Source organism: Winogradskyella sp. ABM4_392, assembly GCF_056160445.1.
The window spans coordinates 454,537-467,434 of record NZ_JBSWXE010000001.1 but is presented as its reverse complement, the minus strand read 5'-3'; the positions used below and the strand labels follow the sequence as shown (position 1 = coordinate 467,434).

The window sequence follows — 12,898 nt, the reverse complement described above, 5'->3', positions numbered from 1 at the left end:
AAAATGAACTGTTTTTATTCGGTTTTTAGCATTTTTTGGCAAATAATTATGCAAATTAAGTGGTTTTTCACTTATTCAGAAAATTTAAATAAAAAAAACGCCCACAAGTGAGCGTTTTATTATATGCGTGCATAATACTTATGCTAAATTTTCTTCTTCAGCAGAATTATCTATTAATACTTGTCCTCTGTAGTATAATTTTCCTTCATGCCAGTGTGCTCTGTGATATAAGTGTGGCTCACCAGTTGTTGGGCAAGTAGCTATTTGAGGTACAGAAGCTTTGTAATGTGTTCTTCTTTTATCTCTTCTTGTTCTAGATATTTTACGTTTAGGATGTGCCATTTTAAATGTTATTTATCCGTTAATAGTTTTTTTAAATTATTCCAACGAGGATCTATTTCCTCTGATGTTTTATCTTCTTTTGCCTCTTTAGGGCTTAATTCTTCTAATTTTGAAAGTATCTCAGATTTTAATGTGCCGTCTTCTATACCTGGATGTACTCGTTTAGCGGGTACTGCTAAAACAATAAGCTCATAAATATACTGAGCTATGTTTATCTCGTACTCACCATGAGGTATAATTAAGATATCTTCATTATCATCATTGTACTCAGAACCAAACTTAACTACAAGTTTAAATTCATCTTCAATGTCTTGATTATATGGTTCGTTTGTTAGGTCACAATTAACATTAACAAAGCCAGATGCATCAAAATACAACTCCAATAATGTTGACTTTTTTATGAGTTTTAAGTCAATCTTTACATCAACTTCATTAAACTCTTCGTATTCAAAATTCTTAAAGAACGTATTACTTATGGTGTAATCAAAACTGTGCTCTCCTTCTTTTAATCCAACAAATTGAATCGTAAAATCTTTTAATGCCTTCATTACCACACTCATTTTGAGCCTGCAAATATATAAATTTTTAGTTATTTAAAGCTCAGATATCAACAAATTTTGTTAATATCTATTTTGAAGCTTTTTTTAGCGGGTTTTTTGAATAATAATTAAACTCTTCTCTGTTTTTAAAAATTCTGATAGCCGTATAAATAGCCTGCACAAACGAATGCTCGTCTGCCTGTCCTTTTCCGGCAATTTCATATGCAGTTCCATGGTCTGGAGAAGTCCTAACTTTATTAAGTCCTGCGGTATAATTTACACCTCCTCCAAATGCTATTGTTTTAAACGGAATCAACCCTTGGTCATGATACGAAGCTATCACAGCATCAAAACTTTTATAATTATTAGAACCAAAAAAGCTGTCTGCTGAATATGGACCATAAACTAAACTTCCTTCTTCTCTTATCTTTTCTAGTGTTGGTCTTAATACAATATCGTCTTCATTTCCAATAACACCATTATCACCAGCATGAGGATTAATTGCTAGGACCGCAACCCTTGGTTTATTGATGCCAAAATCTTGTTTAAGAGATTTTGTGACTGTTGCTATTTTTTCCCTAATTAAATCTTCAGTAATGTGATTGGCAGCATCCTTAAGAGGTACATGGTCAGTAAGTAATCCTACACGCAAATTCCCAGCAACCATAAACATTAAACTTTTACCACCTAAAACCTTTGCCAAATAATCAGTATGTCCAGGAAACTTAAACTTGTCTGATTGGATATTGTGCTTATTAATTGGTGCGGTTACTAAAACATCTATTATGCCTTTTTTTAAAGCGTTGGTTGCTGCTTCTAGAGATTTTATAGCATATTCACCTATCTTTTTGTCTTCTTTTCCAAATTCAATTTTAACAGGTTCTTTCCAAACATTTACAACATTTACCTTGCCATGAACTACTTTTTCTGGTGTGTCAATATTGAAAAAATTTATCTTGCTTTTGAAATGATTCTTAAAAAACTGCATTGTCTTTCCGGAAGCAAATATTACAGGTGTGCTTAACTCTAATGACCTATTGTCTTCATATGCCTTTATAATAATTTCTGGGCCTATTCCATTAAGATCTCCTACAGAAATACCTACAACAACTTTTTCTTCTTTCTTCATACTACAAATTATCCTATTTTTTTATTAAAAGGTGCAAAGGTGTTGAATTGTGTCCTTAACTTTGCAAATGCAAATTTAACTAAATAAAGCGGATACTATGTTTACAGGTATAATTGAAGATTTAGGAACTATAAAAAATCTTACTGCTGAAGGAGAAAATCTTCATATTGCAGTACAAACCTCTATAACTTCTGAACTGAAAATAGACCAGAGTGTGGCTCATAACGGAGTGTGCTTAACCGTTGTTTCTATTAATGATGATAACTACGTGGTTACAGCAATTAAGGAGACATTAGACAAAACGAATCTTGGAATGTTGAAAATAGGTGATCTTGTAAATATAGAGCGCGCCATGAAACTTGGTGATCGCTTAGATGGACATATTGTTCAGGGTCACGTTGACCAAACTGCCGAATGTATTGCCGTCATTGAAGAAGATGGAAGTTGGATTTATACCTTTAAGTATGATCCGTCTCTAAGCAACATAACCATAGAAAAAGGATCTATTACTGTAAATGGAGTGAGTCTAACGGTTGTAAATTCTAAAATAAACGAATTTTCTGTAGCAATAATTCCTTATACCTATGAACACACTACGTTCAAAAACTTAAATGTTGGTGATACAGTAAATCTAGAGTTTGATGTAATAGGTAAATATGTAAAACGTCTCAATGACTTGAGAAACTAAGCTGTTTTCTTGGAAATTTTATACGCTTTATAAATTCCGAAACTTAACGCGACGGCAAATAACAGAATAGCACCACCATCGATTGGAAGACCTGGAGGTGGTGGAGGCATAGGTGGTGGAGGTGTAGCTCCTTGTGCCCCAGAGGCAAAACCCATGGATAAAAATAAGATTAGGACAAATACCTTACTATTGTTCATATCATCAATTAAGGGTGCGTAAATGTAATAAAAAAACCTATCTAACAAAACAAATACAATCAAAAAACGTCTTTAAACGGCAAATATTGTCGATGAAATACTTAAAATGTGCTAAAATTAGGGAAGATACGCACAAAAACTCACGAACATTTAACGCAAATATAATATTAATTCTTATTCTTAGAACGTCTAAACAATCCTAAATGAAATAAATATTATTTAAAAACAAAAAAGCCCTTCTATCTAAGAAGAGCTTTTTGTGGTCCCACCTGGGCTCGAACCAGGGACTTTCTGATTATGAGTCAGATACTCTAACCAACTGAGTTATAGGACCTATTGGTTATTACCAGCTCTTTATTTCTAAAGAGTTTGCAATATTACTATATATTTTAAAACTCTACAAGAATTTTAATCCCTAATGTCTTGACATAATTCAATCAATACTCCATTTGTAGATTTTGGGTGCAAAAATGCTATGATTTTGTTATCTGCACCTTTCTTGGGAACTTTATGGATCATTTCAAACCCTTCTTCTGTCAATCGCTTAATCTCTTCTTCGATATTATCTACGGCAAAAGCGATATGATGAATCCCTTCGCCTTTTTTTTCTATAAATTTAGCTATTGGACTATTTTCATTTGTCGCCTGCAACAATTCTATTTTATTGGGTCCACATTTAAAAAACGATGTTTTTACACCTTCACTTTCAACATCTTCGATTTTATAGTGCGCTTTGTCAAACAATGCCTTGAATAATCCGTTTGATTTATCAATATCTCTTACCGCAATACCAATATGTTCAATTTTTTTCATCTTATTTAGTGTTGAATTCTAACATCTGCCTAAGAAATGGATTTCATTTCTTTCAAACTATGATTTTTGTTATATAAAAATACCATAATCTTTAAATATCATCTACTTTTGCAATATGGAAAGTAATAGGCAAAAGAAAATAGCAGGTATTTTACAACAAGATTTAGCAGAAGTGTTACAGCGTGCCGCATCTTCTGGAGGGCTAAAAGGTGTGATTATTTCTGTTTCAAAAGTTAATGTAACGGTAGACTTATCTATTGCTAAGGTATACTTAAGTATTTTTCCTAATAAAGAAGCCAAAGCACTATTAGAAGGTATTAGGTCTAACACTCCATTAATTAGACACGAATTGTCTCAGCGCACACGCCATCAATTAAGACGTATGCCACACTTAGAGTTTTTTATTGATGACTCTTTAGAATATATAGACGGTATAGAGCGTTCTCTTAAGGGTGAAGACAACCCGTTAGACAATACAGACTTATTAGACAAGCGTAAAAAATCTTAAGTGAATTTTCCGTTATATATAGCAAAACGCTACCTGTTTTCTAAAAGCAGTAGCAACGCTATAAACATTATGACCTTAATTGCGTCTGGAGGTGTAATTATTGCCTCTGCTGCCTTGTTTATTGTTCTTTCTGTATTTGCAGGTTTAAAAGATTACAGTCTTCAGTTTTCATCATTTGTGGATCCTGATTTAAAATTGCTTCCTGTAGAGGGCAAATCCTTTATATTTTCCAAGGAAGATAGAAACAACCTAAAACATATTAATGGCATCTTGTCATCTTCTGAAATAATTGAAGAGCGCATCATAATAAAATCTGAAAACAAGAACTTACTTGCTACGCTTAAGGGTGTGGACGCTAACTACCTAAACGTAACACAAATTGATTCAATGGTTAGCAAAGGGTACTGGTTTGCTCCAAACAGCAACGAAGTTGTTTCTGGTTGGGGCATTTCTCATAACCTCTCATTTGGAATATTAGATTTTAGAACCGCCTTATCCTTATATGTTCCCAAGCTTGGAAAAGGACAGATTAGTTCTATTAAAGGTGCTTACAACGCTGTTTACGTTAATAATGTTGGCCTGTTTGATATTAATGAGGAGTTAAATGATAAATATATTTTTTCTGACATCTCACTAGCCAAACAATTATTAAATTATAAAGACAACCAAATAAGTGCTTTAGAATTGAAAATACACCGTGAAGCAAATGAAGATGACATTAGAAATGCTATAGCTACTAACTTTAAAAATAGATTTATCATAAAAAACAGGGAACAGTTAAATGATGCTTTGTTTAAAATGTTAAATACCGAAAACCTCGCCATCTATCTCATTTTCACCTTAGTTATTATTATTGCTTTATTTAATGTAATTGGTGCAATAATTATGATGATTTTAGATAAAAAGAAGTCTTTAAATACGCTCTTTAACTTAGGCACGGAACCAAAAACAATAAAATCTATCTTCTTTTGGCAAGGCAGCCTCATGACCATCATTAGTGGTATTGTGGGTATAGTAATTGGTTTACTGATAGTGTTTTTTCAACAGCAATTTGATTTAATTATGCTAACACCAGAATTGGCATATCCTGTACGATTGCAAGTTTTTAATGTCTTTTTGGTTTTGATTACCATTTTTGGACTAGGTATCATAGCTTCTCGACTAGCTTCTCAAAGAATAACTAAGACCTTAATACAGACTTAGGCAAACTGATAATCTCCAAATTTATCTAAGACCTCATCAAAGGCATCAAAGACATCTTTAGAATCATCACTGGTTACCATTTTCATACGATATTCCTTGAAGTTTGGAATACCTTTAAAGTAGTTGGTGTAGTGTCTTCGGGTTTCAAAAACACCTAGTTTTTCTCCCTTCCAGTCTATAGACATTTGCAGGTGACGACGTGCTGCTACTACACGTTCTCGCATAGAAATAGGTGGTAAATGCTCTCTTGTTTTAAAATAGTGCTTTACTTGCTTAAAAAACCAAGGATTACCTATGGTCGCTCTACCAATCATCGCTCCATCCAAACCATATTCATCTCGCATTTCTACAGCACGTTCTGGTGTGTTTACATCACCATTTCCAAACACAGGAATATGCATTCTCGGGTTGTTCTTTACCTCAGCAATTGGTTTCCAATCTGCATTACCTTTATACATTTGTGCTCTTGTACGACCATGAATGGCTATAGCCTTACAGCCAACATCTTGCAGCCGTTCCGCAACTTCGACAATTCTTATTGAATCGTGATCCCACCCTAACCTGGTTTTTACAGTAACCGGTAAATTGGTACGCTTCACCATTTCGGCAGTAAGCTGCTCCATAAGACAGATGTCTTTAAGAATTCCAGCACCTGCACCTTTAGAAACCACCTTTTTTACAGGACAGCCAAAATTGATATCTATTATATCTGGATTAGATTTCTCAACAATATCTATTGTCTGTAGCATGCTTTCCATGTTAGCGCCAAAAATTTGGATACCAACAGGACGCTCCTTCTCATAGATGTCTAATTTCATGACACTTTTAGCCGCATTACGAATAAGACCTTCACTTGATACAAACTCTGTATATACTACGTCTGCACCTTGTTCTTTACACAATGCTCTAAATGGAGGGTCGCTCACATCTTCCATTGGTGCTAATAGCAATGGAAACTCACCTAGCTCTATGTCACCTATTTTTACCAAGTATAAAATTTTGAGGCAAAATTACACCTTTTTATAATATTTGCTATTCAACACCCAAAGTCCATAAAAACCTAAAAGTAACTCTCCAAAAGTTCCTGTAACATAAATAATTGAGGGTATACCATCTAATAGGAGGCTTATTATTCTTCCTGAGCCAAGACCTATCATAAATAACACATTTGACAATAATGCATAACTTAGAAACCTTCTTTTAAATATACCTAGAACCCATAATGTTGAAAACGCCAAATAAATGCCCATAATTGCTTTTGAGAAATTGCGTTCATCTACTGTTTCGTGAGAAATGTCTAAAAAGAACTGAGGAACAAAGCCATAAATGAATGCCGCAGGAATTACAACCAAAGCAGAAATAATTAAGTGGATTTTAGTTACTATATGCTTTTGTTTCATAATTTATATCTAAAATCCACTTATGTATAAACAAGAAGTTTTAAACTTCTTTCTATTTAAGTTTAGTACATCACGTCTGCTTGGCCTTGGGTGAGGCTTAAGTCAGCACCAGCAGCACTTTCTACTATACCGTAAAATGTTGCTTGTAAAACATTATCAGAACTAGCGGTTGTGTTTGAAGTAAAATCATCAAAACCCTGTGTAGACGGAAAATACTCTGTACCATTTATAGTTAATACAAAATTTTGAAAAACATCTGTGCCTGTATCACCTTCAGTAACTTGAAAATAAATTTGATAGTTACCACCTTCGCTAACACCTTCAACAGTAATTATTCCTTCATTTATTGAAACTGTTTGCTGTGTGAAATCTATTGGTAAGGTTCCTGTTGTTACCTTTAACACACCAGAGCTGGCAGCGCCAGAGGAACAATCGCCTAAATCATCTATTATATCTTGCAAACTACCGTCAGGATCACCACATTCTGCTATTTGATTTTCTAAAGCTTCTTTGTACGCTATACATAAATCTTCGTTGGTGTTATCGTCATTGTATGCTGTAGCAGCTTCATTGGTTGCTTCTTCTGCTGTACAATCAGGAGATGAGTTAGCACCTCTTGTCCATACAGAACTAGACACTTGGGTGCTTGTAGAAGTAACTCCTGTTGCTGCATCGGTTTCTGTTGTTGTTTCGTTTTGGCTAAATATTAATGTTTGCCCATTATCAGATATTTCAAATGTTGCTGTTTGTTCACCACTAAGCTCAGCAAAATCCATTCCTTCAAAAGAAAACTCAAAGAAAGATCCGTCTACTGTCATTTCATTTCCATTAACAGAGTAGCTTCCACTGCCAGAAACATTTTCTAGTGTGTAAGGTTCTCCTTCTATATTCATACCATTAGCGATAATATCGGCTACGTAGCTATAACTACCGTTTGTAGTAAAATTGCTTTCGGTAAAATTTAAGGTATAATCTACAGTTGTGCTATAAACTTCTACGTCCGAAGAAATCTCTTGTCCTTGAAAATTAGTAGAAGTGCTTACTTCAACATCAAATTCTACAAGATTCCATTCGCCTAATAAGTCAGAATCCGTTCCGCCTGTTTCGGCATCAAAATCCAAAGGTTCGTTTTCACAAGTAAAGGCAAAGAAAAGTGTAAATAAACAAAGAAGTGATAATAATTTTTTCATTGTAATTGATCTAGATTTGGCTTAAATGTACAATTAAATATTGTTTTTAAGTGAAAAGTCTTGTTGACTGGTTTAAAAATTCACTTTAGTTTCAATTGTTTCGCTTCCTCTTTTAATAGTAATGGCTGCTTCATCACCTTTTTCAAAGACAGATAAAGCTCGCATATAACTCATCATATCTGTAACAGTACTATCCCCAAGTTTTACAACAACATCTCCTTTTTGTAAGCCAGCATTAAAAGCTGGTGTTTCTTCTCGTGTACCGTCTATTCGCATACCTTTTCCATCAAATAAATAGTCTGGCACAACACCCAAACCTACTTTAAAACGAGGAGTTTCTTCACTTTCATTTTTGGTTTTTCTAAAGGCTAATTCGCCGTTATCATCGAGATCTGATATGATATCGAAAATATAATCTGAAATTAGATTCATCCCTTCATAATTCAACTTGTCTGAATCGTCTGCTGGCTTATGATAATCTTCGTGTTGGCCTGTGAAAAAATGTAATACAGGTACATCTATTAAGTAAAAAGAAGTATGATCGCTAGGTCCTACTCCACTTTCATTTTGAACCAATTTAAATCTATCATTATGCGCTTTTATCGTTTGCTTAAAAATCGGTGAAGTACCTACTCCATATACGGCCAAAGTACTATCAGCTTTTAAACGACCAACCATATCCATATTTATCATATAGTTAATAGAATTGGCATCTATTGTTGGATTTTTAGAAAAATAGTTTGAGCCTAGTAAGCCCATTTCCTCGCCAGAAAAGGACATAAATAAATAATTATTTTCATCCTTTATTTCTGCATTGTCATTCTTAACCTTAAGTCTTTCAGCTAAGTTTAACATTATGGCTACACCACTCGCATTATCATCTGCGCCATTGTGCACGGCTTTCTCTTCTCCTCTGTAAAGCGAGCCTTCACCACCATAGCCTAAATGGTCGTAGTGCGCACCAATAATAATTGTCTTCTCTGCATTATTGTTTATAAAACCTATTACATTATTCCCTGTAATTGTGCTGTCTGCATTAGTAGTAAACTCAACTTCTTTGTGAGGGTCTGTTTTTGGTTTAAATGAAAAAGGTTGTAAAAAACCTTCTGTCCCTTTTGCTTCTAGCCCAATTTCATTAAAACGCTTAATTAGGTACTCAGAAGCTTTTTTCTCACCTTCAGTACCTGTTTGACGCCCCTCTAGCTTATCATCAGCTAAAAAATAAACATCTTCTTTTATTTTGTTCTCTGCAACTTTAGGCTCTTTCTTGCAAGCGAACACACTTACTAAAAGAAACAAAAACACTATATTTTTCATCACTAAATCTTATTTTTGCAAAATTAAGTATTAAAGCCCACATATAATAATTATAAACCATGAACAGACTTACTGTTATTCTACTTATTTGTATTTCATTTCTATCTTGTAAAAACGAAGCTAAATCATCTGATACAGATGGATACTCTGGTGCAACAAAGATGAACGAATCTTTAATTTATCCTGAAGAAACCAACTTTAAATCACTTAGGCAAGTTACTTATGGTGGAGATAATGCAGAAGCTTACTGGAGCTTTGATGATAAACAATTGGTGTTTCAGTCTAACAATGTAAAATGGGGAGTTAATTGCGACCAAATGTTTTTGATGAACGCAGACGAAACTTTTACAGATAGTATTGCTCCGCCAATGGTGAGCACAGGAAAAGGACGCACCACTTGCTCTTACTTTTTACCAGATAACAAACATATTATTTACGCTTCTACACACTTGGGTGGTGATGAGTGCCCAGAAGTTCCTAAAAAAGAAAACGGTAAATACATTTGGCCAATCTATGATACTTACGACATTTTTGTTGCCGATTTAGAGGGTAACATTGTAAAGCAATTAACCTTTGAAGATGGTTATGATGCCGAGCCAACGGTTTCTCCAAAAGGTGATAAAATTGTATTTACGTCTACTAGAAGTGGTGACCTAGAGCTGTATACCATGAACATAGACGGTACAGACGTAAAACAAATTACCGACGAGCTTGGTTACGATGGTGGTGCATTCTTTTCTCCAGATGGAAGTAAGCTTATCTTTAGAGCGTCGCGTCCTAAAACGGAAAAAGAACAAAAAGAATATAAAGATTTATTAGCTAAAGGATTGGTAGAGCCTAGCGATATGGAGCTTTTTATCTGTAATGCAGATGGCAGCGATATGAGACAATTAACGGAATTGGGTAATGCCAATTGGAGTCCATTTTTTCATCCTAGTGGTGAGAAAGTTTTATTTTCTTCTAATTTTGAAAGTGAAATAGGTTTTCCTTTTAACCTTTACATGATTGACATCGACGGAAAAAACTTAAGGCGTGTTACCCATGGTAATACTTTTGAAGCTTTCCCTGTATTTTCTAATGATGGTAAGTATTTAATTTTCTCGTCTAACCGAAATAATGGTGGCACCAGAGATACTAATTTATTTATTGCAGAGTGGCAAGATTAGTTTAAATCTTTTAATCTTTCGCGTCCTTCTTCTGAGGTTGTGCGTTCGTTAGTATTGAGCTCGGTGTTTCCAAATTTATAACTGAATCCGACCTTTATAAATCTATTGTCAATATCATCAAGTCTTAGACTTGATTGATTAAGATAGTTGATTGTTGTTTCATAATCTTGCATGTTAAACGGATCATCTATACTCAGAGACAATACTGCTTTGTTTTTTAAAAGTGATTTTGAAACGCTAATTGTAGAAATTAATCTATCCTCAACCGTTTGCAAGCTCTGAAGGTTCTTTCCAACCCACCAAAATGAAGCATTGATATTTAGACTGTTATCTTTAAGAAGGGTGAGGCCAGGTGATATTATAAATAATTGAGACCATTGATTTAATTCAACAAAGCCTTCCCCAAAATTCACTTCTTCATTAATATTATATGTTGAGGATGCTGCATAAATATTAAACCTGTTTGATGGATAATAATTAAACTCTAAATCAAAACCATAGTCTACTCTTTTGTCTATGTTAGTAGGTGTGAAAGCAATTATATTGGTCTCATTGTCTTGTCTTGGCAATTCTTCTATAGGACCTTCATAATTTGTATAATAAAATGAAAAGGTAAAATTCTTCAAAAAGTCTAGGCTAATCTTATAGTCATCTGTGTAAGTTGGCAGTAGATTAGGATTTCCTAAAACTACAGTATTCTCATTAAGAAAAAATGTAAATGGATTTAGATCTGTATAGCTTGGTCTAGAAATACTTCGTTTATAGTTGCCCGAAACACTAACGTCATCTGAAATATTGTGAGTTATACTAGCATTAGGAAACCAATTAAAGTAATCTTGGGTGTTTGTTTCGTTTAGTGTTATGGATTTTCCTTCGATATTGGTTTGCTCTACTCTCAATCCGATATTAAGATCCCATTTATCCCAAGACTTGCTATAATTGGTATAAGCACCAAAAACATTTTCATCGTAATCAAATGCATTTGAATTTTCGGTATTTAATACTTCTTCACCATTTATAATATCAAGACGTGTAATATCACTTTCTGTATTTACGTTAGAAATCTTTAAGCCAGCACTTAAGCTAGATGTGTTTTTAAGCGGTAATGTATAATCTATCCTGCCTGTTAAAATTTGAGTGTCCTGATTTGCAATAGTATGAAATTGTGAATCATTAATTTCTAAGGGCTCATCTTGAAATACATTCTGGTTGCGCGCATAATCATAAATCGTGTAATGCGCATTAAAAGATAAACTAGATTTATCTTTAAAATCGTGCTTATAGATTAAATCTGTCCCTACATTATACTTGTCGTCTCTAGATAAATTATCAGCAGTAAAGCTTGATAAGAAATTATTATCGGCATCAAAAATATTGGTGTTGTTATGAATTTTGTATTTAAAGTAAGGTGTGTATAGTCCTGTACTGGTAAAACTTAAAGTATTACGCTCATCTATAAAATAATCGAAATTGAGATTAAGATTATGTGATTCAGACCATGTGTTTCTATTCACATTAGATTTCCATATCTCATCAATATCACCTGAGTTATCGAGATAATTTATTGTATCATCCTGATCTCTATTTATTTTTTGATTAGTATAACTGTAGTTTAGGTTGATGTTAATGTCATCATTTTTAAAATAGTGGCTTGTACCAGCATTATACCTGGGAAATACGCCTTGTGTGTAATTTGTAAAAACAGTACCTCTATATCCGGTTACAAGATTTTTACTCATTATAATATTTATAACCGAACCGCTATCGGCATCATAACTTGCTGGTGGATTGGTTATAACTTCAACAGACTTTATGCTGTTTGCTGGCGCACTCTCTAAAAGCTGCATTAGTTCATCTGAAGTTAACTGAACTCTTCTTCCATTAATATAAATTGCTGCTGAGGCACTTTTAATATTTATACTTCCCTCACTAACAATAACACCAGGAGTGTTCTTAAGAACACCAAGAGTAGATCCCTCAACTAGCGCAGTGTTTTCAACATTAAAAATTAAGCGATCTGGTTTTCGGGTAATGGTTGGTTTTTTGGCAACAACCGTTACCTCGTCTAAACTCTCAGAAATTTCTTTAAGCATTATCGTTTTTAAATCTAAATCGCCTGTGAGTACAATTTTCTGCTCAAATTCTTCTAAGCCAATAAAACTTATTTTCAAGTAGTATGTGTTTGGACTTAAGTTGACCAAATTAAAATAGCCATTGTCATCTGTAGATGTGCCTATTAGAAATTCTTTTTCTTCGCCCTGTAAAAGGATCACATTTGCCAATTCAATAGGTGAGTTCTCTGCATCAATGACCTTGCCTAAAATGGAAAAATTCTGAGCAAAAGTGTTAAAAGAAAGCACAAAAAGGAATGCGCTTAAATAAGAGCGTAGGTAAACAATCATTAGT

General features: G+C 33.9%; 14 protein-coding genes and 1 tRNA gene. 4 read left to right on the top strand and 11 right to left on the bottom strand.

Features of this window, described 5'->3' with window-relative positions:
• Window positions 1-138 precede the first annotated feature (138 nt).
• The 3 genes from rpmF to pdxA form a co-directional block, all read right to left on the bottom strand.
• The gene (gene rpmF / locus ACXAFS_RS01975) at window positions 139-342 is read right to left on the bottom strand and encodes a 50S ribosomal protein L32 (protein ID WP_111683250.1); all 204 of its coding nucleotides are present in this window, start codon (window positions 340-342) and stop codon (window positions 139-141) included.
• A gap of 8 nt (window positions 343-350) precedes the next feature.
• A complete protein-coding gene (locus ACXAFS_RS01970; RefSeq protein ID WP_475304953.1) occupies window positions 351-890 on the bottom strand; it encodes a YceD family protein in 540 nt (179 codons plus the stop codon).
• Between the two features lie 79 nt (window positions 891-969).
• Window positions 970-2,010, bottom strand: coding sequence for a 4-hydroxythreonine-4-phosphate dehydrogenase PdxA (gene pdxA, locus ACXAFS_RS01965; RefSeq protein ID WP_475304951.1), 1,041 nt, complete (start codon window positions 2,008-2,010; stop codon window positions 970-972).
• 97 nt (window positions 2,011-2,107) lie between these two features.
• Here pdxA and ACXAFS_RS01960 point away from each other — a divergent pair, with 97 nt between their 5' ends.
• Entirely contained in the window at window positions 2,108-2,698 is a 591-nt protein-coding gene (locus tag ACXAFS_RS01960) for a riboflavin synthase (RefSeq protein WP_475304950.1), read from the top strand.
• Here the strand turns inward: ACXAFS_RS01960 and ACXAFS_RS01955 are convergent.
• The 3 genes from ACXAFS_RS01955 to mce all read right to left on the bottom strand — a co-directional run bounded on the left by ACXAFS_RS01955 (window position 2,695) and on the right by mce (window position 3,708).
• Window positions 2,695-2,895 carry a PID-CTERM protein-sorting domain-containing protein gene (locus ACXAFS_RS01955; protein WP_475304949.1) on the bottom strand — a complete coding sequence of 67 codons (201 nt, stop codon included), beginning with the start codon at window positions 2,893-2,895 and terminating at the stop codon, window positions 2,695-2,697. The genes ACXAFS_RS01960 and ACXAFS_RS01955 overlap by 4 nt on opposite strands.
• 260 nt (window positions 2,896-3,155) lie before the next feature.
• Window positions 3,156-3,229 (bottom strand) — tRNA-Ile (locus ACXAFS_RS01950).
• Window positions 3,230-3,303: 74 nt separating this feature from the next.
• On the bottom strand, window positions 3,304-3,708 hold the full coding sequence (gene mce, locus ACXAFS_RS01945) for a methylmalonyl-CoA epimerase (protein ID WP_475304947.1): 405 nt from the start codon (window positions 3,706-3,708) through the stop codon (window positions 3,304-3,306).
• Between the two features lie 115 nt (window positions 3,709-3,823).
• Here mce and rbfA point away from each other — a divergent pair, with 115 nt between their 5' ends.
• On the top strand, window positions 3,824-4,216 hold the full coding sequence (gene rbfA, locus ACXAFS_RS01940) for a 30S ribosome-binding factor RbfA (protein WP_475304946.1): 393 nt from the start codon (window positions 3,824-3,826) through the stop codon (window positions 4,214-4,216).
• The gene (locus tag ACXAFS_RS01935; protein WP_475304945.1) at window positions 4,217-5,419 is read left to right on the top strand and encodes an ABC transporter permease; all 1,203 of its coding nucleotides are present in this window, start codon (window positions 4,217-4,219) and stop codon (window positions 5,417-5,419) included.
• On the opposite strand, the gene dusB is transcribed toward ACXAFS_RS01935, so the two are convergent.
• The 4 genes from dusB to ACXAFS_RS01915 form a co-directional block, all read right to left on the bottom strand.
• Entirely contained in the window at window positions 5,416-6,408 is a 993-nt protein-coding gene (gene dusB / locus ACXAFS_RS01930; protein ID WP_475304943.1) for a tRNA dihydrouridine synthase DusB, read from the bottom strand. The two genes, ACXAFS_RS01935 and dusB, sit on opposite strands and share 4 nt — an antisense overlap.
• 21 nt (window positions 6,409-6,429) lie before the next feature.
• Window positions 6,430-6,819 carry a DUF4345 domain-containing protein gene (locus ACXAFS_RS01925; protein WP_475304942.1) on the bottom strand — a complete coding sequence of 130 codons (390 nt, stop codon included), beginning with the start codon at window positions 6,817-6,819 and terminating at the stop codon, window positions 6,430-6,432.
• 62 nt (window positions 6,820-6,881) lie between these two features.
• A complete protein-coding gene (locus tag ACXAFS_RS01920) occupies window positions 6,882-8,009 on the bottom strand; it encodes a hypothetical protein (protein ID WP_475304941.1) in 1,128 nt (375 codons plus the stop codon).
• 72 nt (window positions 8,010-8,081) lie between these two features.
• Entirely contained in the window at window positions 8,082-9,326 is a 1,245-nt protein-coding gene (locus ACXAFS_RS01915; protein ID WP_475305907.1) for a M28 family peptidase, read from the bottom strand.
• A gap of 59 nt (window positions 9,327-9,385) precedes the next feature.
• Between ACXAFS_RS01915 and ACXAFS_RS01910 the strand changes: the two genes are divergently transcribed.
• The gene (locus ACXAFS_RS01910) at window positions 9,386-10,492 is read left to right on the top strand and encodes a TolB family protein (protein WP_475304939.1); all 1,107 of its coding nucleotides are present in this window, start codon (window positions 9,386-9,388) and stop codon (window positions 10,490-10,492) included.
• Here ACXAFS_RS01910 and ACXAFS_RS01905 read toward each other — a convergent pair.
• Window positions 10,489-12,894, bottom strand: coding sequence for a TonB-dependent receptor (locus ACXAFS_RS01905; protein ID WP_475304938.1), 2,406 nt, complete (start codon window positions 12,892-12,894; stop codon window positions 10,489-10,491). The two genes, ACXAFS_RS01910 and ACXAFS_RS01905, sit on opposite strands and share 4 nt — an antisense overlap.
• Between the last annotated feature and the right edge of the window lie 4 nt (window positions 12,895-12,898).

Bases quoted from the DNA above. Each gene is read 5' to 3' on its own strand.
- rpmF (WP_111683250.1), bottom strand. From the start codon at position 342: ATGGCACATCCTAAACGTAAAATATCTAGAACAAGAAGAGATAAAAGA.
- ACXAFS_RS01970 (WP_475304953.1), bottom strand. From the start codon at position 890: ATGAAGGCATTAAAAGATTTTACGATTCAATTTGTTGGATTAAAAGAA.
- pdxA (WP_475304951.1), bottom strand. From the start codon at position 2,010: ATGAAGAAAGAAGAAAAAGTTGTTGTAGGTATTTCTGTAGGAGATCTT.
- ACXAFS_RS01960 (WP_475304950.1), top strand. From the start codon at position 2,108: ATGTTTACAGGTATAATTGAAGATTTAGGAACTATAAAAAATCTTACT.
- ACXAFS_RS01955 (WP_475304949.1), bottom strand. From the start codon at position 2,895: ATGAACAATAGTAAGGTATTTGTCCTAATCTTATTTTTATCCATGGGT.
- mce (WP_475304947.1), bottom strand. From the start codon at position 3,708: ATGAAAAAAATTGAACATATTGGTATTGCGGTAAGAGATATTGATAAA.
- rbfA (WP_475304946.1), top strand. From the start codon at position 3,824: ATGGAAAGTAATAGGCAAAAGAAAATAGCAGGTATTTTACAACAAGAT.
- ACXAFS_RS01925 (WP_475304942.1), bottom strand. From the start codon at position 6,819: ATGAAACAAAAGCATATAGTAACTAAAATCCACTTAATTATTTCTGCT.
- ACXAFS_RS01920 (WP_475304941.1), bottom strand. From the start codon at position 8,009: ATGAAAAAATTATTATCACTTCTTTGTTTATTTACACTTTTCTTTGCC.
- ACXAFS_RS01915 (WP_475305907.1), bottom strand. From the start codon at position 9,326: ATGAAAAATATAGTGTTTTTGTTTCTTTTAGTAAGTGTGTTCGCTTGC.
- ACXAFS_RS01910 (WP_475304939.1), top strand. From the start codon at position 9,386: ATGAACAGACTTACTGTTATTCTACTTATTTGTATTTCATTTCTATCT.
- ACXAFS_RS01905 (WP_475304938.1), bottom strand. From the start codon at position 12,894: ATGATTGTTTACCTACGCTCTTATTTAAGCGCATTCCTTTTTGTGCTT.